The organism is Hoeflea sp., assembly GCF_039975035.1.
Taxonomy (GTDB): domain Bacteria; phylum Pseudomonadota; class Alphaproteobacteria; order Rhizobiales; family Rhizobiaceae; genus Hoeflea.
In genome coordinates this window covers 1-24,597 of sequence record NZ_JBDWHW010000120.1, presented here as the reverse complement: position 1 = coordinate 24,597, position 24,597 = coordinate 1, and the positions used below count along the sequence as shown (strand labels likewise).

The following is a 24,597-nucleotide window of genomic DNA, read 5'->3' as shown; positions in this document are numbered from 1 at the left end:
TCAAACTCCACCCAATCAAACAGTCGGGCAGACTTACGGCTTGCCGTTTTCCCACACCACCTCCTGGCCGTAGAGCGGCACGGTGGAAATGTTCATCTTGGCCGAGCCGTCCTGGACCTGCTGCGAATTGACCAGATAGATCAGCGTGTCGTTCATCTTGTCGTAGATCCGGCGCACCACCAGCGATTTCCAGATCAGCGAGCGCGATTCCTTGAACACCACGTCGCCGTCCTCGTCGAGATCGATGTCCTTGATGGTGATCGGGCCGGTCTGGCGGCAGGCGATGGAGGCGTTGGAGGGATCCTCGAACCAGTTGCCTTTCTGCAGCCGGTCGATGACGCCGCGGTCGAAATAGGCGACATGGCAGGTCACGCCCGCAACTTCCGGGTCGGTCACCGCATCAATCAGAATGTCGTTGCCGAGCCAGTCGACCCCGACCTCGCCGACCTGTTCGGCCAGCGCGGGCGTGGCCAGACACGCGGCGGCAATCATTCCGGCTGACATGGTGGAGAGGATCTGCTGTTTGAGGGTCATGAACTGTCTCCTTGTTCGCACGCTCCGTCTGCTGGCCGGGCTGTGCGCCGGCTACCCGGTTTGCATCTGTGGATGATGATATGGAGCCAAGAGGGGACAATTGAAAGACCTGTCCGGATCTGACGGAGCCGCAAAACCACGCTGGCGTCGCATCCGGACCTGTGACTTCGCACCGCGGCGACCGAAAGCGTCTTGACGCTTGGCATCGTCCACGCCGCGCGCTAGATAAGGCGGATGACCACACCATCTGTGCCTCACCGCCAATCGGGATTGCGAAACCAGATTGCCCTCGCCATCGGCCTGATTGCCGCTGCGATGCTGACCGGACTGGCTTTCGCCGCCTGGCAAAGCAACGGGCCGGCGCTGCTCTATGCGCTTGCCGCCAATGGTCTGGCCTGGTGCTTCTGATCCCGTAACGAAATTGCCGGCCCGTTTGCGTCCGGGCCGAACCGGCCGCTCCTTCAGCGGCCAAGCTGGAGACTTCGATGAAAGCCATACGCCTCGTCCTCTGGGCCCTGATTGCCGCGCTGGCGGTTGCGCTGGGCTGGTTCACCTATGAGTGGCAAAAAACCGAAAACCAGATTGCCGCCAAGCCCTATGGCGTGCCGTTCGAGCTTGTCGACCAATCCGGCAATCCAATCACCCAGGCGGCGTTTGTCGGCCGGCCCACGGCGCTGTTCTTCGGCTTCACCCATTGCCCGGAAGTCTGCCCGACCACGCTGTTTGAGCTCGACGGCTGGCTCAAGCAGGTCGACCCGGACGGCGACAGGATCGGCGCCTATTTCATCACCGTCGATCCCGAGCGCGACTCGCCGGAACTGCTGGGCAATTATGTGTCAGGCGTCACCGATCGCGTCATCGGCATTTCCGGCCCGCCCGAAAAGGTGGCCCAGGTGATCAAGGGCTTCAACATCTACGCCAAGAAGGTGCCGGTCGACACCCAGGATCCGGACGGCGACTACACCATGGATCACACAGCTTCGGTGTTCCTGCTCGACGCCAAAGGCCGTTTCAAGAGCACCATTGCCTGGGGAGAAAACCCCGACACGGCAATAGCCAAACTCGAGAACCTGCTATAGAGCGTCGCGATCAATCGGATTTGCTTGACCGGCAGGCCACAAGCGCCAGTTCAATATTCTACAGCGTCCTGCGCGCCTCCAGAGAGCGTGGGGCGGAGTGACTTCAAATGACACGCGGTGCGACAGGGGAATGGCATGGATGACATCGTTTTCAAACTTGCCGTGATCGGCACCGCCGGAATCGCGGCCCAGTGGTTTGCCTGGCGGCTGCAACTGCCGGCCATCGTGCTGCTGCTGGCGGCGGGTTTCATTGCCGGTCCGGCCACGGGCTTTCTCGATCCGGCCGCCGATTTTGGCGCGGTTTACCGGCCGATGGTCTCGATTGCGGTGGCAATCATCCTGTTTGAAGGCGGGCTGACGCTCAATTTCAAGGAAATCCGCGAAACCTCGACGGCGGTCCGACGCATCATCATGTATGCCGGGCCGCTGACCTGGGCCATGGCCGCCGTCGCCGCCCATCACATCGGCGGCCTGAGCTGGCCGACGGCGATCGTGCTGGGCGCCATTCTGGTGGTCACCGGTCCGACGGTGATCATGCCGCTGCTGCGCCAGGCCCAGCTCGACGCCCGTCCGGCATCGCTGCTGCGCTGGGAAGCCATCGTCAACGACCCGATCGGCGCCTTGTTCGCGGTTGTCGCCTTCGAAGTCATCCTGGTCTATATCGGCCTGCATCAGGCCGACAACCTGTTTGCCCTCGTCATCGGCGGGTTCGTGCTGGCGGTCGGCAGCGGCTGGGCCGGAGCGAAACTGATCGTCTGGTCCTTCGTTCGCGGGCATGTGCCTGAATATCTCAAGGCGCCGGTGCTGCTTGCCACCGTGGTGGCGGTCTATGCGGCAAGCAATCTGGTGCTGGAAGAAGCCGGGCTGCTGACCGTGACCGTGATGGGCATGGTGCTGGCCAACAGCCGCATCGCCTCTCTCACCGACATGCGCCGCTTCAAGGAAACCATCACCACGCTGCTGGTGTCCGGCATTTTCATCATTCTCACCGCTTCGCTGAGCATTGAGGACATCCGCTCGCTCGACTGGCAGGCGGCGCTGTTTGTCGCTTCGCTGCTGTTGGTCATCCGTCCGGTGGCGATCATGCTGGCCACGATCAAGTCCGGCGCGACGATACAGGAGCGGATCCTGACTTCATGGATCGCCCCGCGCGGTGTTGTCGCCGTTGCCGTCTCCGGCCTGTTCGGAACCCTGCTGGCCGACGCCGGGGTTGCGGACGCAGGCCGCATGGTCGCGTTCAGTTTCGCGGTCGTGGTCACCACCATCGTGCTGCACGGCTTCACGCTTGCCCCGCTGGCGCGGTTCCTGGAACTGAAGAAGACCTCCAAACCGGGCATCCTGATTGTCGGTGGTTCCAGGTGGTCGACGGCGCTGGCCAAGAAACTCAATGAAGCCGAGGTTCCGGTGTTGCTCGCCGACCAGAACTGGAACCACCTGGCCGAGGCGCGGCTTGCCAGCATCCCGGTGTATTTCGGCGAGGTGCTGTCGGAATCGGCCCACCATGCAATCGATCCGAAGAGTTTTTCGTCGCTCATCGCGGCCGGCGACAACGACGCCTACAACGCGCTGGTTTGCACCGACTTCGGACCGGAACTGGGCCGCAGCCATGTCTTCCAGATCGGCCGCATCGACGAGAAGGCGCGCCAGGCGCTCAATTTCACGCTTGGTGGACGCTCGCTGACCAAGGAGCCGGTCAGCTTTCATGATCTGCGCGAAAAGCTTCTTGGTGGCTGGACATTTCAACTCACCCGGCTGACCGATGAATATGGCTGGGCGGACTACAAGGACTCCCGTCCCGATGGCGCGCTGGTGCTGTTGTGGATCAAGCCTTCGGGCACACTGGTGTTTGCCGCCACCGCGTCGAGTTCACCGGGGCAGAACGACCGGATTCTCAGTTTCGCCATGCCCAAGGACGAAGCCCGCGCCGAGGCCGCCAGCAAGACCGCCCGCAAGGCGGAAGTCACGCTTGCCGCCAAGACCGTGACCGACACCAAGCCCGGGACCAAAGCGAGCGGCACAGATCAGGGAAACATACCATCGTGAGCGACCACCGCTATTATATCGTCACGGATGAGGCCGGCGCTGGCCGGGCGCTCGATCTGCTCTCCGACGTGTTCGAGGACGAAGGCGTGCCGATTGCCACTATGGAGGTCGACGAGACCATGGGGGTTTGGGAAGCCTCGGTTTACGCCACAGACGATCCCGACGACGGGCTGAAAGCCCGGGTCGCCGACTGCCTGGCGCGGGATTTTCCCGACGTGCCGATCGAGATCGAAATCTTCGGCCAGACCGACTGGATCGCCAAGTCGCTGGAAGGGCTGAAGCCGGTCCGTGCCGGGCGGTTTCTGGTGCATGGCAGCCATGACCGGGATGCCGTCCGCATCAATGACCTGGCCATCGAACTGGAAGCAGGACAGGCCTTCGGCACCGGCCATCACGGCACCACGGCAGGCTGTCTGGAAATGATCGAGAAAGTCATGCGCGCAGCCCCTGGCGGACCGCGCGGCGTCAACCCGGTGCTCGATCTGGGCACAGGCTCCGGGGTTCTGGCCATCGCCGCGGCGAAACTCGGCCCGGTCCGGGTTCTGGCCACCGACATCGACCCGGTGGCCACCCGGGTGGCGCGGGACAATGTCCGGAGCAACAATTGCTCCGCCCAGATCGAATGCGTCACGGCGACAGGGTTTCACTCCACAGCGTTTTCGCACAAAGGTCCGTTCGGACTGATCATCGCCAATATTCTGGCCCGCCCGCTGATGCGCATGGCGCCGGACATCAAACGAAATCTTGGCTCCGGCGGCTCGGTGATCCTGTCGGGAATTCTGGCAAGCCAGCGCCGGCAGGTGCTCGCCGCCTTCAACGGCCAGGGCATGCGCCACATCCGGACCCTGTGGCGCAACGGCTGGGTGACGATCCATCTGAAATGAGCGGCAGCGGATGACTGCTTCGGAATCAAAAACGGCCCCCTTGAAGGGAGCCGTTGGAATGGTCAGCGGGCCTTTGTTGCGGCCCGAAGCGTTTGGAAGCGCCTAGAAGAAGTAGGCCTGCGCGCCTTCGCGCTTAAGTTCTTCGCGGGTGCGGCCAAGAGCCTTGAGCTGGGCGTCGTCCATCCCGAGAAGTGCGCCATTCACATAGCGGCGAACCTGGCGCTCACGGGCGCTGACGAGACGGTCGAAGGCATTCTGAAAAAAGTTACCGGACATGTGTTAATCCCCTTTGGGTAAGTGATTGCTCTGTCCTCCTGCAAACCCAAGATAGGTGTTTTGGCGCCAATGTGCAGAGTTTATGTTGCAGTGCAGCTATGCACAATGCGCATGCACTAGACGCTCATGCCGCGTAATTGTGCATAGGCGATGGCTTTGCCTTGCAACAACGGCGGAAATTTGGGCATGCTGGCTGAAGCGGACCTGGCCGGGGACAATTCGCAAGCTTCCGGGATCCACAGCGGCGAACCGCTTTCGCGACACCCCGGTGCATGAACGCAAAATCACTGCGCTGATCCGATTCCACTTTCCGGCGCAACGCTGTAAGGTCCGGCAAATCGAGACCTCTCAGCCGCAATCGCAAGGACAATCCGTTCATGTTCCAGAATTTCGAAGTGCTCTCCTCCCCGGATCAGGCGGCGACCAGACTGGCGCGGCTACGCACCGGGTTTGGCGCATCCGGTGTCGACGCCGTCGCGGTGCCGCGCTCGGACGAGTATCTCGGCGAATATGTGCCCGACTGCGCCGAACGGCTGGCCTGGCTCACCGGCTTCACCGGATCAGCGGGACTGGTGCTGGTGCTCGAAGACGAGGCCCACATTTTCGTCGATGGACGCTATGCGGCGCAGGTCCGGGCGCAAACCGATGGCCAGGTGTTCCGGTATCAGGATCTGATCGCCACGCCCTTGGCCAGCTTTCTTCAGGACTGCGGGCTCGAAGGCCTCCGGCTTGGCATCGATCCGTGGACATGGCCGGGCAGCGAAGTGACCCGACTGGAAACGGCTTTGAAGACAATTGGCGGCTCGCTGGTGTTGCTCGAGCACAACCCGGTCGACGCGGTCTGGGATGACCGCCCCGAGCCGCCGCTCGGCACGGTGACGATCCAGCCAACCGAGTTTGCCGGCACTCTGGCGCGTGAAAAGCTGGCGGTGATTGCTCAAACAGCCGCCGAGGCCGGAGCCGACGCGGTGATCCTCGCTGACCCCTCCTCGGTTGCCTGGAGCTTCAACATTCGTGGCCAGGACCTGCCCTCGACGCCGCATCCCCTGTCGCGCGCCATCATTGCCGCCACCGGCCTGCCGCGCCTGTTCATCGACAAGCGCAAGACCGGGATCGAGGCGGAAGCCTATCTGACCCAGATCGCCGACCTGGAGCGGCCGTCAAGCTTTGACGAAGCCCTGAAAGAGCTCGGCAAGGCCGGTGCCACGGTGATGATCGATCCGGCAGTGGCGTCCCATGCCATTTCCCTGCTGATCGAAAAGGCCGGCGGCACAGTGCTGAACGCGCCCGACCCGGCCCGGCTTCCCCGCGCCTGCAAGAACGAGGCCGAGATTGCCGGCAGCGCCAGGGTGCACGTCCAGGACGGCGCCGCGATGGTCCGCTTCCTCGCCTGGCTTGACCGGCAGACGCCGGGCACGATCGACGAGATCGGCGCGGCCACCCGGCTCGAGCAGTTCCGCGCCACAACCGGCGAAACCATGCAGATGCCGCTGAAGGCGCTGTCTTTCGACACCATTTCCGGCGCCGGCCCGAATGCCGCAATCATGCATTACCGCGTCAACACCCAAACCAACCGGCGGGTCAATTCCGGCGAAATGCTGCTGATTGATTCCGGCGGGCAATATGTCGCCGGCACCACCGACATCACCCGCACGGTGGCGGTGGGAGATGTGCCGCAGGAGCAGAAGCGGTTCTTCACGCTGGTGCTCAAGGGCATGATCGCGATCAGTTGCCTGCGTTTTCCCGAAGGCACCCGCGGTATGGACATCGACGCCTTCGCCCGCATCGCGCTGTGGCAGGCCGGCGCCGATTTCGCCCATGGCACCGGTCACGGCGTCGGCAGCTATCTGTCGGTCCACGAAGGCCCGCAATCGATCTCGCGGCGCGGCACGCAAGAGTTGCTGCCGGGCATGATCGTGTCGAACGAGCCGGGCTACTACCGCGACGGGGCGTTCGGCATCCGCATCGAGAACCTGGTCACTGTGCATGAGCCGCGCGAGATAGACGGCGGCGACAAGCCGATGCTGGGCTTTGAAACGCTGACTCTGTGTCCGATCGACAAGCGGCTGATCCTCGTCCATCTGCTCGATGCGACCGAGCGGGCCTGGCTCGACGCCTATCACGCCCGGGTGCGCGCCGAGCTTTCGCCGCTGCTCAGCGACGATCCGGCGCTTGAATGGCTCGAAACGGCGACGGGCCCGCTTTGAGACGGACCCGGCCGGATCAGCCGAATCCCGGATTGCCTGCCCCCGTTGGCGTCAGCCCGATGGCACGGGTTTTCAAACGCGTGGTGATGCACACGGACAGCACCCCATCCCGCGAATACGAGCTTTGTTCAAAGTGTTAGAGGAGCCGTCCTTGGCGGCATTGCGGATTTCATGTTGCTCAATTCATCGATAGCGGCGGTGGTGCTGATTGTGGCGCTGGGTCTGTTTATGCCGCAGGTGCGCAGATCCTCGACCTGGCGGGCGGTGACCACGCCGCTGGCCTCGATCATAGGCAGCGGTTTTCTGGTGCTTGGTCCGTTGCTCACCGTCGCCTATGGCGACTATGCGCCGCTGGCCATGGCGGCCTTGTGTGTCGGGGCCTATCTGTATGGCGCCGCCATTCGCTACAATATGGCGGCAATCGATGCCCGCGCCGACACCGCCGCCGATACCGGATTGCAGCGAAACCTGGAAGTCGCGGCTTCCTGGCTGCTCGGCTTCGCCTACATCATTTCGGTTGCCTACTACCTCAACCTGCTTGGATCATTCGGGGTAAGCCTGACAGGTTTTGACCAACCGATCTACGCGAAGCTGCTGACATCGATCGTGTATGCAATCATCCTGCTGGTGGGCTGGACGCTGGGTTTCAAATCGCTCGAACGCATGGAGTATGTCTCGGTCACCGCCAAGCTCGCCATCATCGCAGGGCTGCTGCTTGGTCTGCTGGTGTTTTTCTATGGCAAGGCCAGCAATGGCGGACTGATCTTCAATGCGCCGACCCAGACCGGCCTGTCCGCCCTGACCCTGGCATTCGGGCTGATCGTCACGGTTCAGGGTTTCGAGACATCACGCTATCTGGGCGCGGACTACGACGCCAAGACCCGCATCCGCTCGATGCGCTGGTCGCAATGGGTGTCGACCGCCATCTACATGATCTACATCCTGCTTGCCGCTTACGTGTTCGAGCGCAGCCAGTTCAAGCTCTCGGAAACGGCCATCGTCGACATGATGGCCGTGGTTGCGCCGATTTTGCCGGCCTTGCTGGTCGCCGCGGCGCTGGCCGCGCAATTCAGCGCGGCAATTGCCGATACCAGCGGCTCGGGCGGGCTGTTCGCCGAACTCAGCTCCAACCGGATCACACCGCCAGTGGCCTATGCCGTGCTGACCGCCGTCGGACTGGTTCTGACCTGGACCGCCGATGTTTTTGAAATCATCAGCTACGCCTCCCGCGCCTTCGCGCTTTACTACGCGCTGCAGGCGCTCATTGCCGTGCTCCACGCCCGCGATCAGGGCCAGCGCCGGCGGGGCCTGGGCTTCGCCGCTCTTGCCGTGCTTGGCGTGCTGATCGTGATCTTCGGACAATCCGTGGAAGCCTGATTGCCGCAAAACCCAGCGTATGCCGAACGCAAGATCCTGAAGGCGCTTCCCAAGATGAAGCGCGCGGCTTCGTCGGACAAGCTCAAGGATGCATCCGAGAAGCACCGCGAGCAGACCGAAGGCCAGATCGAGCGGCTGCAGAAGGTGTTCGAGATTCTCGGCAAGCCCGCACGCGGCAAGACCTGTGATGCCATCGAGGGCATCATCGCCGAGGGCGAGGAAATCATCGACGAGTTCAAGGGCACCGCAGCCCTTGACGCAGGCCTGATTTCATCGGCCCAGGCCGTCGAGCATTATGAGATCACCCGCTACGGGACCTTGAAGCGGTGGGCGCAGGAACTTGGTCTGAAGGACGCCGCCAAGCTGTTTGATGAAACCCTCACCGAGGAATCCCAGACCGACACCGATCTGACCAAACTGGCCGATTCCTTCGCCAATCAACGGGCAAAGGCGGCCTGACCGGTGGGCAGCCGGACAATCCTCCGGCTGCCGCCATTTCCGTGTCATGCTTCGTGACAACACCTCCACCGGCACCGGCCGGTTCAATCCGGCAGCGTCAAAGCCCCACGCCCCTGAGCGCGATGATCAGCGCCCAGCCGATGGCAAACATCGCCATCATCGGCAGTCTGAGCCCGATGATCAGGCAGGCGGCAAGCGTCAGCGCCTCGGCCGAACCGTTCGACACCGCCGCCGGAGCCACCAGCGTGGTCAGCACCGCCGCCGGCACGGCATTGAGCGCCGCATCGACGCGTGGCGGAATGCGCTTGAACCGGGACAGCACCAGATGCCCGCCGATGCGGGTGCCATAGGTGACAATCGCCGCGGCGATGATGGTCCAGACATTGACCGGAACACCCCAGAACACGCCGTTCATGGCGTCAGCTCCACCGCTTCGACATCAGCGGACGGCGGCGGCGGCAGCAGCATCGCGACAATCACCCCGGCCAGCGCGCCGAGGCTGACATGCCAGGGCGAGCCGACGCTGTAATAGGCGCCAATCGACCCCAGACTGGAAGCGATCACCACCGGCAGCCAGCTCGGTCGTGTCCGGAACCCGAGAACCAGGCCGAGGAAATAGACCGGCAGCAGGAAATCGATGCCGAACAGGGCCGGGTCGGTGATCAGACTGCCGAACAGCGCGCCGACCCAGGCTTCCAGCACCCACAGAACATAGATCGGCAGCGCCATGCCCATGTACCAGATCAGCGTCACCGGTATCTTGTTGTCGGCCCGCGCCTCCGACGCCGCGTATTGAGGATCGGTGAGGAAGAAGAAGGCGATGGCCTTTTGCCATTCCGGCATCCCCCCCATCCGCCGTCCGAGCGCGGCGGAATAGAGCACATGGCGGAAATTGACCGCGAACACCGACAGCACGATGATCCACGGCGCGATGTGCGAACTGAACAGCTCGAGCCCGACCATCTGGCTGGCGCCGGCGAACACCAGGCCGCTCATCAGCACCGCCTCGCCGACACTCAGGCCATTGTCCACCGCAAGCGCGCCAAACAGCATGCCGAACGGCGACGCGGCGGCGACAATCGGCAGACTGGCGCGCACGCCCTGGAAAAAATCCGACCGGGATGGGGACATGGAAGACACTCCTGTGCCGGATGGATAGGTCAGCATAGCTGACCAGTCAATTGAATAGGATTGATGTTATGATGAAGCGGGGAGATGCAGCGGCGGCAGCCGGTTATGGCTTGGGGCTGCTGGGGCGTTCCGAAAGAGCGGGGTCGCCTTTGCGAAAACAACGGCTTCGCACCGCCGGTTTTCGATCGCAAAGGCTCACCTTGCCGCCGCCCGAAGCGGGACTGGCTGCCGTCAACTGGCCTTGCTCCGCCGGTGACACTAGGCACGCACAATTTGGCAATCACATCACGAATGCGATCAAAGCACAGCCACCGGCGTGCACAGGCAGCCTGTCGTCTTGGGGATGTTGAGCGCGCTCACGACAAACAGAAAGTCGTTGCGGTTCTGTGCGGCGCAGGCCTCGCCCAGCGCTTCAAGGTCCATATTGTGAACCAGGGGAATGCCCCAGAAGACCAGTGACAACCGGTGCACTGGCGATTCGCAAATCTCCGCGATCGGACTGGGAAACACATCGCTGGGCGAGTCGGAGGCAAGAACGGAAACACCCGAACGGCCAAGCAGATTGACGCATTCGTAATGCAGGCCACCAATCTTTCCATGGCGCTCTTCTCCCTCTTTGGGAGGAATGCCGGGAATCTGCGACACGCCCGTGCGGATGATCAGGGCGTCGCCGGGTTGAGTGAGAGCAACTGCCGCCTCGATCTCCTCCGGACGCACGAAATCACCCGGTTCCAGCCCCTTCACGCCACGTGCCCGAGCGACGTCGACAAAGACTCCTCTGGTTACAATACCAAGCAGGTCACGCGAATCCTGAAGCTTTGCACCGTTTTCCTGATCGACGACATCATCGAAGCGACGGCCGTTGAATGTGTAGCCCTTGTAGCCGACATGCGCGAAGGCATCGATATGGGTGTTGAACATTCCATGGGGATGAATTGTGACGGCATCGAGCGCGGTTTGAAGATTGCCCGACGGATAAGGCATCCCGACGAAGGTCATCTCGTTCTTGACGCCGGGCCAGCCATAAATCGGGTCTTCTTCAAGAGTTTCGCGCGCGCACGAGATCACCTGTCCGGTTTTTGATGACGCAACACCCCGCGCTGTCACATCCTGAGTAATAAGATTGAGTGTACCACGGTCATTCGGCCACCGTCCCCAGTTGCCGATATGTCCGGGCCATTCTTTCAGTTCCGAAGGGACGTCCAAGGAAATTCTCCCATATAAAAAAAGCCATGAATACGTCACGTCGACGTCAAGCGTCAACCTGTGATGACCGTTTCACGGGACAACACATAGCGCTTTTGCAGCAAACGGAAACGAGGTTGGTCCGGACGCTGTCTGGCCCGGACAGCCTTGGCAGGTGGTGCACCGACAAATCCGCTTTGCCTGGTCGTCAACGACACCCTTTGGTCACATCATGCGCGGCGAACGGGTTGCTTTGGCGAAACGCGGCCGACCCGGCGCTGCAACCGGCTTTCCGCTCCGGCAACAGGCAATGAACGTTTTGGCCGCCGACCCGAGGCCCTCGCCCGAGGCCGGATTGAGAAACCGTGACCGTGCCCCCCCAGTGCGTTCTTTGGCCTCAAACGAGCCGGGCAGCAATGCGCCCTCACCTCGGCCACCGAGCCTAGCTTTGCCTTTTCCTGAATGCGGACACTGATGTGACGGCGCCTGAGATCAATGTTTCGCAGGTTTGAGACGCTCGTTTCATCGGCTAGTCTCGTCGAAAAGTGAGGCAAGTCGCCATCGTCTGCTGACCCGACCCGGTTGTCGGAAATTCTGCAAAGCCGACCTTCACCACTGTCCAACTCGCGGAACGCACGGCCGGGTCCAGTCAGTTCGCCCCTGCGGTTGATTGGACAACATCCAGAACTGCCTTCGCGGCGCGGCTGGTGCCGGAAGCCGCTTTCATGGCCTCTGAAATGTCCGTGAGGCGGGCTTGCATCTCGACATCCTGCAACAGGGACAAGACAGCCGTTTCCAGTTCCGCGCCGGTCCAGTTGGAGCGGTGCATGTTCAAGCCCGTGCCGGTGGCTTGCGCGCGCTGTGCGTTGTCATGTCCATCCCAGCAGTAGGGCATGATCAGCGATGGCACCCCGTGGTACAGCGCTTCGCAATAGCTGTTGTTGCCGCCATGATGGATGAACAGCGCGGATTGCGCCACAACGGAGGGCTGGGGAAACCAGCTTCCCAGGAAAACATTGTCCGGCACCCGTTCATAGGCTTCCAGGAAACCGCCGACATTGATCAGGAACCGCGCCGGAAGTTTGGCAAAGACATCGATCATCCGCTCGATCAGATGCGTATCGATGGCGCCAAGACTGCCGAAGCTCATATAGATGAGCGGACCGTCCTCGACTGGAAAGTGCGGTGAATCAAACCGTGTTTCGCTACGCACGCAACCCTCCAGGAAAACAAATTCCGGTTCGGTCAGCGGAATACGGCGATCATAACGCACCGCTGTTGGTGCGAGGATGAGATTGAGATGCTCCGAGGTTTCCAGAAAGTTAGCCGCTGGCAGGGGGCCAAGTCCGCGTGCCTTGCGGAATGCGTTGTACCGGCGATGCGCTGAGTCCGTGGCCTTCAGGTAGGATTTTTCAAATCGCCTGCAGGCCAATTTGTCGTTTGGGTCCAGGCCTGAGAGATAGGGAGGCACATTTGCATCCGGCAACTCTGTCTCTGCGCAAGAGACAACACGCACCCACGGGCAACCGGCCCTCATGATGGCGGGAAACATGATGACGTTGTCGAGAAGGATGGCATCCGGCTTGATCCGGCTCAGAAGAGCCTCGAGCCCAACTTCTGCAGCTTCGACGGTGTCGACAATAGCCTCCCATGTCGGGCCGACATAAGTCGGCAGTTGCGCTTCAGGATCCAGATCGAAATGAGAAAGCTGGTTGCTGATAAAGCTTTGCCAGTAATCCTCGGCTTCATGGGCGCTGCTGGGCGTGGCTTCGTAGAGATGGTACTCCTTGAACCCGTATTCGGCGAAAACCCCGGTGAAGCCCGGGTGGCATATGAAGACCGGAGTGGCGCCCAGCCGCTGAAGTTCCTGAGCTATGCCCACACAGTTGAGCGCGGCACCGAAGCTCGCCTCAGGGAACAGGGCGATGATGGGAGAAACACTCATGCACGAGGCCTTCTGATCAGTGGAGGAATGCCACGGTTTGCGGCCTCGGGTCTTCGGGTTCGCGAACGCCGCAGATGCAACACCATCTGGTCGGCCGCGATGTCGAACTGGTTTTGTTCAAGACTGTCGAGAATGCCAAGATGCTCTTCGAGCGATTGGCGAAGCCGAAAGTCAGGCACGGAGGTATCTTTTTGGGTCGCACGGCGCAACCGATGGTGTGCCAGAAGCGTGCCGCGGGCAAAGCGGTTGGCCGAACATTCGGCTATGAAGCAATGGAACTCCGTATCAAGGCGCGTGAAACCCGCTGCGGTGATGCGCCCTTCCCTTATGCTGAGGAAGTCCTCCATCCGGCCTCTGAGAATACCGGCTTTCTTGCTATCGACCGCAAAACCGGGAGCCAGAATGGCTTGTGGTTCCAGGATCAAGCGGAAGGCAAGGCTTTCATCCATGGCCTTTGGAGAATCCAGCATGGGTTGAAATGCCCAGGAGCGACCGGGCAATTGGGTGGCAACACCATCCTGAGACAGTATTTTTAGTGCAAAAAGTACAGAATGCCGTGACGCATTGTACTTTCGTGCGAGCGCGCTGACTGATTGCACGTCACCAATCCGGCGCTCGGCGCGATCCGACAGAATCCGGTCGGCGAGGGTTTGCCCCATCCCTTCCAGAGTCTGGGCCGCCCGCAGCAATTCATCCGATTCCGAAATCGCCAGAAAATAGCCCTCTTCTTCGCGGCGATAGAGAATATTATTCTCTTCGAGCACCCGGAACGCTGCACGAATGGGCGTTCTTGATACACCGCAGCTATCCGAGAACAGTTTTTCAGGCAAATGATCGCCCGCCTTCATGGCCCGTTCCAGCATGATACTGATAACCTGCTGGGCAAGAGCAAGGTGGTTCTGGCGTGCGTTTCGTCTCGTGTCGGCCATGGCAATCCCGGAGGTTGAGGGAGCTTTCGATGGCACTCCCGGTCAGGATCTGTGGAAAATACATCAAATACATATTTGACGTATTTTTGCAGCTATTCGTACTATGCGGCACATCAGCCAACAAGAGCTGTCTCACAAAATTTCGCCAACGCCAAAACAGGCGACGGCTATCCAAGGGATCAAATGGAGGATCACCATGACCCGACTGACGAACTTAATCGGTGTCACGCTGGGCGCCGGGCTTGCAGCTTTCGCTGTCACCGCACAAGCTGAAGATCTCGTCGTATCCAACTGGGACGGCTATATGGCGCCCGATGCGATCGAGAAGTTCAATTCTGCGACCGGGAACTCGGCTGAACTCGTGTTGCATGCAACCAACGAAGAAATCATGGGCAAGCTGATTGCCTCCAAGGGCAAGGGCTACGATGTGGTCTTCGTCTCTTCTCCCTTCGCCGAAATCCTCAACAATCTTGGCCTGGCCGAAACGCTCGATCATGCGAAGATTCCCAATATCGGCAACCTGTTCACGGATGCCACGCAGCTGAAATATGATCCGGGCAACACGTTTTCCTTGCCCTATGCCTGGGGAACCACAGGGCTGTGCTATCGCAGCGACCTTGTCGGCGAGACACCCGACAGCTGGATGGACCTTCTTGAGCCGTCTGAAGCGCTCACTGGCAAGACCACAATGCTGGCCACGGACCGCTGGCTGATGGCTGCCGGTGAATTGGCGCTTGGCTATTCGGTCAACGAGACCGATCAGGCCAAGCTTGAAGAGGTTCGCGATCTCCTGATCAAGGCTAAAAACACCCTGCTGGCCTATGATGACACAACTTTCTATTCCAAGTTGGTAACTGGCGAAGCCGAATTGGTGCAGGCCTGGGACGGCTGGTGCAACTACGGCATCGGCGAGAATGCCGATATCAAATACATCGTCCCGAAAGAAGGGTCCGACCTCTGGGTCGACACGATGGTGATCCTCAAGAATTCCGAACACAAGGATGCGGCCTATGCATTCGTGAACTACATTCTTGACGCCGCCAACCACCGCTGGGCCGCAGAGAACATTCTCTACAAGGTTCCCAACAAGGCGGCCATGGATGGCCTGGATCCGGCTCTTGTCGAACAGTATCCGAACCTGGGCATGAGCCCGGACGAACTGCTGGCCTACGAGCAGCTCCGTGATCTCGGCGAGGCCCAGCGCGCCTATTCCCGCATCGTGTCGGAAATCAAGGCTGCCGACTGACAGTCTCCATCTGAAACCACCCCGGCACGCATTGCGCCGGGGTGGTCTCCCAGCAGTGCCTCAAATTGCTTAACACCGGCGTGAAAGACTTGCGAGTTCATCCATGGCAGACCGCAAACCGCTCTATCTGATGACGCCAGCCCTGCTGTGGCTGACCGGTTTCATGGTCATTCCATGTCTGCTGATCCTTGCCCTGGCGTTCTTCCGGCGCGGCATATATGGCGGCATCGAATACGTCTTTACACTGGAGAATATCGCGCTGGTTTTTGATCCGCTCTATGCCGGGATCTTTATCAAATCGGCGATCATTGCCGGACAATCCGCACTCATAGCCACTGTGGTTGGATACGCCGCGGCCTATGCCATCGCATCCATGCCCAAACAGCGCCAGCCGCTGCTTCTGTTTCTTGCAATTCTTCCGTTCTGGTCGAACTATCTGGTGCGTACCTACGCATGGATTGTGCTGCTGAACCGCGAAGGCCTGGTTGTGGCCGTGGCGCGGGCACTTGGATACGAGCAGGAATTGCCCAGCCTTCTGTACACGGAAGCGGCCGTGATCGTCGGGCTGGTCTACAACTATCTGCCCTTTGTCATTCTCGCCTGTTATGCCCCTCTCGCCCGCCTGAACACCGAAATCGGTGAAGCTTCGCGCGATTTGGGCGCAAGCGGCTGGACCACGTTTCGCCGCATCACCCTGCCCATGACGGTTCCGGGAATCGCCACCGGGTTTGTTTTCGTCTTCGTGCTGTCCATCGGCAATTTCGTGACGCCCGCCCTGCTTGGCGGCGGTCAGTTCCAGATGATCGGAAACCTGGTCTACGCCCAATTCCTCACGGCCAATGACTGGCCATTCGGAGCCGCACTTTCCATGGCCTTGATTGCGGTCATGATGGGCCTGCTCACGCTTCAGACGTTTGCAACAGAACGCGCTTCCGGTGGACGTGAAGGGGAACAAGGCAATGGGTAATCGTGCGCCGCTTTCCCTTATGCTGATGATCCTGGCTGCCGTTTTCGCCTTTCTCTATCTGCCGATCTCGGTTCTGTTCGCCCTGTCGTTCAATGAGGGCGGCATGCCGACGGCCTGGTCCGGGTTTTCGGTGAAATGGTACTATTTGCTGTTTCAGGACAAGGACATCATCCATGCCGCGTTCAACACGCTGATTGTTGCGGTCATTTCCACCATACTCGCGGCCATATTGGGCACACTTCTGGCCATCGGCGTTGAAATCCGGCGCCGCAAGGGCCGCTTTCTCGAAACCATGATCTTCGCGCCGATGATCATCCCCGACATTGTGCTCGCCATTGCGCTGTTGAGTTTCTTCTCTCTGCTTGACGTCACCATGGGCCTTCACACCATTATCGTGAGCCATGTGGTCTTCAATCTGGCCTTCGTCTGCTCGGTGGTCCGCGCCAGGCTGAAAGGGTTTGACTGGTCGATTGTCGAAGCCTCGAGCGATCTTGGCGCTCCCATTCTTGTCACCTTGAGGCGGATTGTGGTTCCGGTGTTGATGCCTGCTGTTGTCGCCGGCTCGCTGCTGGCTTTCACACTGTCGGTTGACGAATTCATCATCGCCTTTTTCACCGCAGGCGCCGGGCGCGCATCAATCACGTTGCCGATGCAGATCTTCTCGATGATCCGCTTTGGCGTCACCCCTGAAATCAATGCACTTTCAACAATCGTGATGACCGTCTCGGTCGTCATCCTAGCTGTTTCGCAGCGCGTCAATCGCGGAGGGCTTCCAGGCCAATGACCAGCGCTCTTCTCACCATTCGCAATGTCGAAAAGCACTTCAACAAATATCATGCCGTGGACGGCATTTCGCTTGATATTCAGGAGAATGAATTTTTCGCGCTGCTTGGCCCATCGGGCAGCGGCAAGACTACGCTATTGCGTATGTTGGCCGGGTTTGAAACGCCTACAGTCGGTAGCATTCTGCTCGATGGAAAGGACATATCCCACATACCTCCCAACCATCGCCCGATCAATCTGATGTTCCAGTCTTACGCTCTGTTTCCGCATATGACGGTGGCGCAGAACATCGCTTACGGACTGGAAATGGAAAAGTTGCCAAAGCCGGAAATCAAATCCCGCGTCAATGAAATGATGGAGATGGTTCAACTGCCGCACCTGGCGGGCCGCAAACCGGAACAGCTTTCAGGCGGCCAGCGCCAACGGGTTGCGCTCGCACGGTCGCTGGTCAAGCGCCCACGTCTGTTGCTGCTTGATGAACCCCTGGGCGCGCTCGACAAGAAGCTGCGCGGCGAGATGCAGCTTGAGCTGAAACGAATCCAGGATCAGTTCGGCATCACCTTCATTGTTGTCACCCATGATCAGGAAGAAGCGCTGGTGATGGCGGACCGGATTGCCATCCTCAAGGAGGGCAAGCTGCTGCAGCACGGCACGCCGCTCGAAATCTACGAATACCCGCAGACGCGTTTTGCAGCCGACTTCATTGGCGTGATGAATTTCTTTCCGGCCAAAGTGCAGGATGGCGTGCTCAAATCGACCGACGGCACCTCGGCGTTCAAGGCACGTATTCCGGAGTGCATCGGGTCGGGTGACGAGGTGATGGCTGCAGTGCGCCCCGAACGTCTGCATTTGGGCGCAGGCGAAACGGAAAACAGCCTGACCGGGATTGTCCGCGCGATGGCTTATCACGGGCTTGATCTGCAGGTGCATCTGGATACGCCGCTCTCTCCCCAGCCGGTGATGTTGCGGCTGACGGCGGACGCGGCAGAAGGCCACGCGCTTTGCATCGGTGACACGATTACCGCCGGCTGGTCGGCCCGCGACACGCGGGTCTTCGCCGTCTGAGGCCCGGGTTTGAAAACCATTGTCCGGAAACACCAAACGAAACTCAAAGAGGATGGAAGATGACACAGAAGATTTTCGCTTTTTTCCCGGAAGCGGCCTATGGGCCGGCCTTGAATTCCGTCGGTATCGCGCAAGCCGTTGAACGCATGGGCCACAAGGCGGTTTTCCTGTCAGATCCCGGGTTTGTTGACGTTTACAAGGGCTATGGCTTTGAAGCCCATCCCGTGAACCTGTCCGCGCCGATGCCTGCCGAGCAGATGGCAAAGTTCTGGGAAGACTTCATCAACGGCCATATTCCCAACTTCCGCAAGGCGCCGATCGATCAGCTCGACAATTACGTCAAGGAATGCTGGGAGGCGATCGTCGACAGTGCTAAATGGGCCGAGAAGGACCTTCCCGCCATTCTCGCCGAAATAAAACCCGACGTGATCTCGGTTGACAATGTGATCCTGTTTCCGGCCATCAAGCAAAATGGCGCGCCCTGGGTGCGGATCATCTCCTGCTCTGAAAACGAGATCGAGGATGATGCCATTCCACCGCATCTTTCCGGCATGTCGGAAAACGATACCGAAGGCCATGCCGCCTTTCGGGCAAAATTTCATGAGGTGATCAAGCCGATCCACGATGATTACAATGAATTCCTCAAATCGACCGGGGAGGAGCCTTACAAGCTCGGCGAGTTCTTTGAAGCTTCGCCTTATCTCAACCTGCTGCTTTACCCGGAGCCAGTAACCTATAAGCGCGCCAAGCCGCTCGACCCTGCACAGTTCCAATACCTGGAAGGCTGTGTCAGGCAGGACGAACCTTATGAGGTTCCCACATTCAGAAAAAACAATGATGGTCCGTTGCTTTATGTTTCGTTTGGCTCGCTTGGCGCCGGCGATACCGATCTCCTCAAGCGCCTGATCACGCTGATTGGCAAAACCCGGTATCGGGCGTTGGTCAATGTCGGTGACTATAAAGGCGAGTACACCGATATTCCGGACAATGTGATCATCGAGAGTTGGTATCCGCAGCCTTCCGTGATCCCACAGGTTGATGCCGTGATCCATCATGGCGGCAACAACTCCTTCACCGAATGCCTCTATTTCGGCAAGCCGGCAATCATCATGTCCTATGTCTGGGACGGTCATGACAATGCGATGCGCGTTCAGGAAACCGGGCATGGGTTCCGCTCCGAGCGCTACGACTGGACCGACGAGGAACTGATCGAAAAGATCGAAGCCTGCCTGACTGATGAGGCCATGGCCCAGCGTCTCAAGGCGACATCAGCCCACATGCAATCGCAGAACGGACAGGAAAAGGCAGCCAGGCTCCTCGTCGCTCTGGCGGAGAAGGCCGCATGACCGATCTTTCATCTTCTGCTCCGCACATTCATGGGGCTGGCGTCTATGACGATTTGGTCGACTGGGGCGCCCAGCCGGACATAATTGACGGTCAATCCCATTCCACCGGGCGGCTGCTCTTCAAGGGGCCGAACAATTCGCCGGAGACGGGAATTTGGGTGTGCACGCCCGGGCGCTGGCGACTTTCGGTTCCACGCGACGAATTTTGTCATTTCGTCTCCGGCCACGCCACCTACCGGCGTGACGGGAGCGATGAGGTGCTCGAAGTGTCTCCGGGCACCTGCGTGCTGTTTCAAGCCGGATGGGAAGGCGAAGCCGAGATCACCGAAACCATCCGCAACATTTACATTCTGAGTTGAACTGGAATTTCAGATGACCCCCACCCCTGTAATGCACAAGCCGCTGGACGTGACCGATACGGTCGACTGGGGCATCATTCCGACGATGGTTGAGGGCGAAAGCCACACCTCCGGCAAGGTTCTGTACAAGGGCCCTGAGGGACAATCGGAATGCGGTCTTTGGATCTGCACACCCGGCAAATGGGAGTGCCACGTCACCAAGGATGAGTTCTGCCACTTTCTCGAAGGGCGCTGTACCTATGTCCATGAAAGCGGTGAGGTGATCGAGATCACGCCCGACACGGCGGCGTTCTTTCCGCAGGACTGGAAGGGCATCTGCACCGTCCACGAGACCGTCAAGAAGGTCTACATGATCCGATGACGTCTGCAGCACACAGCGCAGTCAGACCGGCGCCACCCATTGCCGCCTTTCTGGCGCGGCATGGGTTGGCAAATGCCCATCTTGAACCTCTGGCTGGTGATGCGTCGGCGCGACGGTATTTCCGCTTGCCGGACAAAGGGCTTTTGCTGATGGAAGATCGTGAGGATCTGGTGGGATTTGCTGCCTATGTCCGGCTGTCACGCCATCTCCTGAGCCTCGGACTGTCGGCTCCGCGCGTTCATGGTGCCGACCCGTCAACCGGTCTTGGACTGGTCGAGGATTTTGGAGCAGACACTTATTCGAAATGCCTGTCTGAAGGCACAAGCGAGGCAGACCTTTATGGGCTTGCGGTCGATGCGCTCCTGCATCTGCATCACGATGTCCATGGCGCTGAAGTTGCATGCCCCGAATATGACATGGCGACATATCTCGCGGAACTCGACATCTTTTCGCAATGGTTCGCGCCGGCAGTCAGTCCGTCCCTTGACCGGTCGGTGTTTCAGGAGACATTCCGCACGCTTTGGGCCGAGGCCCTGGCTCCTCTGCAAGATTGCGCCCAGACGCTGGTGCTGCGTGACTTCCATGTCGACAATCTGATGTATCTGCCTGAGCGGACGGACGTGGCGCGCTGTGGGCTGCTTGATTTTCAGGACGGCATTCTCGGGCCGTGTGAATATGATCTCGTCTCGCTTCTGCAGGATGCGCGCCGGGACCTGGCTCCCGGTCTCGAAGCGGCTTTGCTTGGCCGATACGTCGCCAATGCGCCGGCTCGACTGGGTGGCCCAGCCGCCATCCGGCAGCGCTATGCCTTGCTGGGCGCACAGCGTCATGCGCGCATCGCCGGCGTGTTTGTGCGGCTCGCCAAGCGCGACCGCAAGACCCAGTATCTCGCATTTCTGCCTCGTGTGTTGCGGCAGCTTGAGAGCGCGCTTTCTGATGCCGGTCTTGTCGAAATCAAGGATTTTCTGAACACGCAGCTGCCCGGTTGGGCCGCGAAAGGCAAGGCTCTCGGGCCGCCGTCACAAGAAAATGAAGGAATGATCCATGTCTGAAACGGCCACACCTCGTTACTTTCTGGCGCCGCACTTTGTGCCGAGCACTGGTGCCGCCCATGCTGTGATCGATCCGGCAACGCTGGAAGAGGTTGGCAAGCGGGGCGATGTGACGTCTTCCGAAATCGAGCTGGTGCTGACCCGGGTCAATACAGCGCAAGCCCTATGGAAAAAGATCGACGCCAAGACACGGGCGCAAACACTGCATCGCCTGGCCAACCGGATCGAAGCAAACGACGTGACCACCTGCGCGATCCTGATGTCGCGGGAAATGGGCAAGCCCTATCCGGAAGCCATTGGCGAAGTGGCCAATTGCGCTTCGATCTTCCGGTATTACGCAGAAATGGCGCGTGACGAGGCGGGCAAGGTGGCGGGCACCACGCAAGCAGGCTCCTTGCAGTATGCGCGCTATGAACCCTATGGCGTTTCAGCGCATATCATGCCGTTCAATTTCCCGATCCTGTTGATGTGCTGGACGGTTGCCGCATCGCTGGCTGCGGGAAATGGGTGCGTGATCAAACCCGCCGAAGCCACAACATTGTCGACACTGGAATTCATGAAGGTGTTTGACACGCTGCCAGACGATCTTGTGGCATGCCTGCCAGGAGGTGCTGCCGTCGGAGTGGCGCTGGTGGACAGTGACAAGACACACGCAATTGCCTTCACCGGGTCGGTCGGGGCAGGACAGGCGGTGGCAGCGGCAGCCGCGCGCAAGATGAAACCGGCGGTCATCGAGGCTGGCGGGTCTGATCCGATGATCATCACGGCACACGCGCCGATCGCCATTGCCGCGGCCGGTGCAGTGACCGGGGCCTTTCACATGTCCGGTCAGGTCTGCACATCAACCGAGCGACTGTATGTCGTTGACAGCATTCACGATGAATTCGTCGAAGCCTTCGTGGCCGAAACCAGGCAATTGCGGATCGGCAATGGTCTCGACAAATCCGAAATCGGTCCGCTGGTAAGCCAGGCTGCGCTGCAGAAAATTGAGCGGCTGGTTGCCGACGCTGTCGCCAAGGGAGCGAAAATCGAGATTGGCGGCGGCATGCCGCAGGGGCTGGAAAAGGGCTGGTTCTTCGAACCCACCATTCTCACCGGCTGCACGCCGGAGATGGAGATCCTCAGGACCGAGGTCTTTGGCCCGGTCGTGTCCATCGTGCGCGTGCCGGATTTCGACACGGCAATCGCCATGGCCAACGACAGTCCGTTCGGTCTTGGCGCGTCCATCTTCACGACCAATCTGGAAGAGGCGCATGAGGCTGCGGAACGGCTCGAGGCCGGGATGGTCTGGGTCAACAACCCGATGATCGACAATGACGCCCTGCCCTTTGGCGGCTGGAAGGCGTCTGGTCTGGGCCGCGAGCTGGGCCGTCAGGGTCTCGACGCCTTTCGCCGGTCCAAGATGGTGATCATGGACCACAAACCGGTTCGCCATGACTGGTGGTACCCCTATCCCGACGACTGGTTCCTGGAAGCAGGCGGGCGCAAGCACGTTTGACAGACCGGATACGCGACGAGAGGTATTTTCATGAAAACTGAGCTCTACATCGACGGTGCTTTTGTACCGGCTGCGGCTGGCGGGCATTTCCCGGCGATTAATCCCGCGACCGAAACTGCCTTTGCCGAAGTGGCGGCGGGACAGGCCGAGGATATCGATCGCGCGGTTCGTGCTGCTCGCCGTGCATTCGACAGCGGTGTCTGGTCCGGCCTCGGTGGATCGGGCAGGGCCGCCGTTCTGAGAAAAATCGCTCAGGGTATCAAGGTCCGTGTCGACGATATCGCCGCGCTTGAGACCCGGGACAATGGCAAGCCGCTGCCGGAGGCCGTCTGGGATATCGAAGATGCCGCCTTCTGTTTCGATTATTACGCCGATCTGGCCGAAGCCGCCGAAGCCAGGGGTGATACCCGGCTTGATGTCGGTGATGAACGTTTCGAAAGCCGGATCCGGCGGGAACCCGCTGGTGTCGTCGGCGCGATCACGCCGTGGAATTTCCCCATGTTGATGGCGGTGTGGAAAGTGGCGCCAGCCCTTGCCGCCGGATGCACAATTGTTCTCAAGCCTTCCGAGCTTTGCTCGATGTCCTGCGTCGAACTGGCGCGCATCATTGATGCGGCCGGTGTGCCGCCGGGCGTGTTCAATCTTGTCACCGGATTTGGGCCGGATGCCGGTGCGCCACTGTCCGAACACCCGCTGGTCGACAAGCTTGCCTTTACCGGCTCGGTGCCGACAGGACGCAAGGTCATGCAGGCTGCGTCGGGCGGAATTCGCACCGTCTCGCTCGAACTGGGCGGAAAATCACCGTTCATCATTTTCAACGATTGTGATCTGGAAAAGGCTGTCGAATGGATTCTCTTTGGCATCTTCTGGAACAAGGGCGAAGTCTGCTCGGCCACGTCTCGAATCCTGGTCCAGCGCGCGCTCTATCCCCGTTTGCTCGAGCGTCTCAAACAGGCGGCGGAAGCCATCACCATCGGTCCGGGAGATCAGGATGGCGTCAAGCTTGGGCCGGTCGTTGCCAGGAGCCAGTATGACAAAATCATGGGCTTTCTGGAACGCGCCAGAACAAGCGGTGCGAAGCTGATCACCGGCGGCAGACGACCGGATGGCTTTGCCAAGGGCTATTACATCCAGCCCACCGTGTTTGCCGATGTGCCGCTGGATGCGGAAATCTGGCGTGAGGAGATTTTTGGCCCCGTGGTTTGCGTTAACCCGTTTGATACCGAAGCAGAGGCCATAAGCCTGGCCAATGACAGTCCGTATGGACTGGCGGGCGCAGTGATGTCGGATGATTTGGAGCGGTGCGACCGTGTTGCGGCGAAATTGCGGGCCGGAATCATCTGGGTGAACTGTTCGCAGCCCACCTTCACCCAGGCGCCCTGGGGCGGCTTCAAAAGCTCCGGAATCGGGCGTGAACTGGGGCAGGCTGGCTATGACGCCTATCTGGAAACAAAGCAGATCACCCGCTTTGATCATGGTTGCGACTGGGGCTGGTACCTTGGCGGAGACGATCCCCAATGAGCACTATTCAAAGAGTGCTTGCATGAACATCAAGCAACGTCTTGCTGGCGCCTCAACCGATCCGTATTGGTGGAGCACCGTTGCACCCGGTGCGGCGCAACCACCGCTGAGCGAGGATGGCGTTTGCGATCTTGCCATCATCGGTGGCGGATTCACCGGGCTCTGGTGCGCGCTCAAGGCGCGTGAACGCTATCGCGATGCACGCATTGTGGTGCTGGAAGCCAAGCGCTGCGGCGGGGCTGCCAGCGGGCGGAATGGCGGATTTTGTGCGCCGAGCATTTCACATGGCGTTTCCAATGCACTGGCGCGCTGGCCCAGCGAAGCGGAAACCCTGGTCCGGTTTGGAGCCG

The 24,597-nt window shown here is 60.1% G+C and carries 25 protein-coding genes; 18 read left to right on the top strand and 7 right to left on the bottom strand.

Translation table 11 applies throughout. The features are described from left to right. Positions 1–33 precede the first annotated feature (33 nt). A complete protein-coding gene (locus tag ABJN75_RS10320; RefSeq protein WP_348439388.1) occupies positions 34–504 on the bottom strand; it encodes a CreA family protein in 471 nt (156 codons plus the stop codon). Positions 505–768: 264 nt separating this feature from the next. Between ABJN75_RS10320 and ABJN75_RS10315 the strand changes: the two genes are divergently transcribed. The 4 genes from ABJN75_RS10315 to ABJN75_RS10300 all read left to right on the top strand — a co-directional run bounded on the left by ABJN75_RS10315 (position 769) and on the right by ABJN75_RS10300 (position 4,540). Beyond that, positions 769–942 carry a hypothetical protein gene (locus ABJN75_RS10315; RefSeq protein ID WP_348439376.1) on the top strand — a complete coding sequence of 58 codons (174 nt, stop codon included), beginning with the start codon at positions 769–771 and terminating at the stop codon, positions 940–942. A gap of 77 nt (positions 943–1,019) precedes the next feature. After that, positions 1,020–1,613 (top strand): SCO family protein, encoded by a 594-nt coding sequence (locus tag ABJN75_RS10310; protein WP_348439374.1) that lies wholly within the window; start codon positions 1,020–1,022, stop codon positions 1,611–1,613. A 135-nt stretch (positions 1,614–1,748) separates the two neighbouring features. Then, positions 1,749–3,656: a sodium:proton antiporter gene (locus ABJN75_RS10305; RefSeq protein WP_348439372.1), complete on the top strand. Its 1,908-nt coding sequence runs from the start codon at positions 1,749–1,751 to the stop codon at positions 3,654–3,656. Then, positions 3,653–4,540: a 50S ribosomal protein L11 methyltransferase gene (locus ABJN75_RS10300; protein WP_348439370.1), complete on the top strand. Its 888-nt coding sequence runs from the start codon at positions 3,653–3,655 to the stop codon at positions 4,538–4,540. The genes ABJN75_RS10305 and ABJN75_RS10300 overlap by 4 nt, the downstream gene beginning before the upstream one ends. 102 nt (positions 4,541–4,642) lie before the next feature. Here the strand turns inward: ABJN75_RS10300 and ABJN75_RS10295 are convergent, their stop codons facing one another. After that, positions 4,643–4,816: a hypothetical protein gene (locus ABJN75_RS10295; RefSeq protein WP_348439368.1), complete on the bottom strand. Its 174-nt coding sequence runs from the start codon at positions 4,814–4,816 to the stop codon at positions 4,643–4,645. 377 nt (positions 4,817–5,193) lie between these two features. Between ABJN75_RS10295 and ABJN75_RS10290 the strand changes: the two genes are divergently transcribed. The 3 genes from ABJN75_RS10290 to ABJN75_RS10280 all read left to right on the top strand — a co-directional run bounded on the left by ABJN75_RS10290 (position 5,194) and on the right by ABJN75_RS10280 (position 8,859). After that, the gene (locus ABJN75_RS10290; RefSeq protein WP_348439367.1) at positions 5,194–7,023 is read left to right on the top strand and encodes an aminopeptidase P family protein; all 1,830 of its coding nucleotides are present in this window, start codon (positions 5,194–5,196) and stop codon (positions 7,021–7,023) included. Between the two features lie 171 nt (positions 7,024–7,194). After that, positions 7,195–8,400 (top strand): hypothetical protein, encoded by a 1,206-nt coding sequence (locus ABJN75_RS10285; RefSeq protein ID WP_348439365.1) that lies wholly within the window; start codon positions 7,195–7,197, stop codon positions 8,398–8,400. After that, positions 8,401–8,859, top strand: a complete 459-nt coding sequence (locus ABJN75_RS10280) for a DUF892 family protein (RefSeq protein WP_348439363.1) — start codon at positions 8,401–8,403, stop codon at positions 8,857–8,859. Between the two features lie 97 nt (positions 8,860–8,956). Here the strand turns inward: ABJN75_RS10280 and ABJN75_RS10275 are convergent, their stop codons facing one another. From ABJN75_RS10275 to ABJN75_RS10255, 5 genes are all read right to left on the bottom strand, one after another. Next, entirely contained in the window at positions 8,957–9,274 is a 318-nt protein-coding gene (locus tag ABJN75_RS10275) for an AzlD family protein (protein WP_348439361.1), read from the bottom strand. Next, complete coding sequence (locus ABJN75_RS10270; protein WP_348439359.1) at positions 9,271–9,990, bottom strand: AzlC family ABC transporter permease; 720 nt, start codon at positions 9,988–9,990, stop codon at positions 9,271–9,273. Before ABJN75_RS10270 ends, ABJN75_RS10275 begins: the two co-directional genes overlap by 4 nt. 297 nt (positions 9,991–10,287) lie before the next feature. After that, complete coding sequence (locus ABJN75_RS10265) at positions 10,288–11,196, bottom strand: cyclase family protein (protein WP_348439357.1); 909 nt, start codon at positions 11,194–11,196, stop codon at positions 10,288–10,290. Positions 11,197–11,824: 628 nt separating this feature from the next. Next, positions 11,825–13,120 carry a glycosyltransferase gene (locus ABJN75_RS10260; RefSeq protein ID WP_348439355.1) on the bottom strand — a complete coding sequence of 432 codons (1,296 nt, stop codon included), beginning with the start codon at positions 13,118–13,120 and terminating at the stop codon, positions 11,825–11,827. Then, a complete protein-coding gene (locus ABJN75_RS10255) occupies positions 13,117–13,968 on the bottom strand; it encodes a GntR family transcriptional regulator (RefSeq protein WP_348439353.1) in 852 nt (283 codons plus the stop codon). Before ABJN75_RS10255 ends, ABJN75_RS10260 begins: the two co-directional genes overlap by 4 nt. 277 nt (positions 13,969–14,245) lie before the next feature. On the opposite strand from ABJN75_RS10255, the gene ABJN75_RS10250 reads away from it, so the two are divergent. The 11 genes from ABJN75_RS10250 to ABJN75_RS10200 form a co-directional block, all read left to right on the top strand. After that, positions 14,246–15,295, top strand: coding sequence for a spermidine/putrescine ABC transporter substrate-binding protein (locus ABJN75_RS10250; RefSeq protein WP_348439351.1), 1,050 nt, complete (start codon positions 14,246–14,248; stop codon positions 15,293–15,295). 103 nt (positions 15,296–15,398) lie between these two features. After that, the gene (locus ABJN75_RS10245) at positions 15,399–16,262 is read left to right on the top strand and encodes an ABC transporter permease (protein ID WP_348439349.1); all 864 of its coding nucleotides are present in this window, start codon (positions 15,399–15,401) and stop codon (positions 16,260–16,262) included. Beyond that, positions 16,255–17,046, top strand: a complete 792-nt coding sequence (locus ABJN75_RS10240) for an ABC transporter permease (RefSeq protein ID WP_348439347.1) — start codon at positions 16,255–16,257, stop codon at positions 17,044–17,046. The genes ABJN75_RS10245 and ABJN75_RS10240 overlap by 8 nt, the downstream gene beginning before the upstream one ends. After that, positions 17,043–18,110, top strand: coding sequence for an ABC transporter ATP-binding protein (locus ABJN75_RS10235; RefSeq protein ID WP_348439345.1), 1,068 nt, complete (start codon positions 17,043–17,045; stop codon positions 18,108–18,110). The genes ABJN75_RS10240 and ABJN75_RS10235 overlap by 4 nt, the downstream gene beginning before the upstream one ends. Positions 18,111–18,169: 59 nt before the next feature. Further along, positions 18,170–19,456: a glycosyltransferase gene (locus ABJN75_RS10230; RefSeq protein WP_348439343.1), complete on the top strand. Its 1,287-nt coding sequence runs from the start codon at positions 18,170–18,172 to the stop codon at positions 19,454–19,456. Next, positions 19,453–19,815 carry a cupin domain-containing protein gene (locus ABJN75_RS10225; protein WP_348439341.1) on the top strand — a complete coding sequence of 121 codons (363 nt, stop codon included), beginning with the start codon at positions 19,453–19,455 and terminating at the stop codon, positions 19,813–19,815. The genes ABJN75_RS10230 and ABJN75_RS10225 overlap by 4 nt, the downstream gene beginning before the upstream one ends. A gap of 13 nt (positions 19,816–19,828) precedes the next feature. After that, positions 19,829–20,176 (top strand): cupin domain-containing protein, encoded by a 348-nt coding sequence (locus ABJN75_RS10220; protein ID WP_348439339.1) that lies wholly within the window; start codon positions 19,829–19,831, stop codon positions 20,174–20,176. Next, positions 20,173–21,228 carry a phosphotransferase gene (locus ABJN75_RS10215; RefSeq protein WP_348439337.1) on the top strand — a complete coding sequence of 352 codons (1,056 nt, stop codon included), beginning with the start codon at positions 20,173–20,175 and terminating at the stop codon, positions 21,226–21,228. Before ABJN75_RS10220 ends, ABJN75_RS10215 begins: the two co-directional genes overlap by 4 nt. Continuing rightward, positions 21,221–22,726 carry an aldehyde dehydrogenase family protein gene (locus ABJN75_RS10210; protein ID WP_348439335.1) on the top strand — a complete coding sequence of 502 codons (1,506 nt, stop codon included), beginning with the start codon at positions 21,221–21,223 and terminating at the stop codon, positions 22,724–22,726. The genes ABJN75_RS10215 and ABJN75_RS10210 overlap by 8 nt, the downstream gene beginning before the upstream one ends. A gap of 30 nt (positions 22,727–22,756) precedes the next feature. After that, on the top strand, positions 22,757–24,247 hold the full coding sequence (locus tag ABJN75_RS10205) for an aldehyde dehydrogenase family protein (RefSeq protein WP_348439333.1): 1,491 nt from the start codon (positions 22,757–22,759) through the stop codon (positions 24,245–24,247). A gap of 22 nt (positions 24,248–24,269) precedes the next feature. Continuing rightward, a partial coding sequence (locus tag ABJN75_RS10200; protein ID WP_348439331.1) for an FAD-dependent oxidoreductase occupies positions 24,270–24,597 on the top strand: 328 nt, incomplete at its 3' end.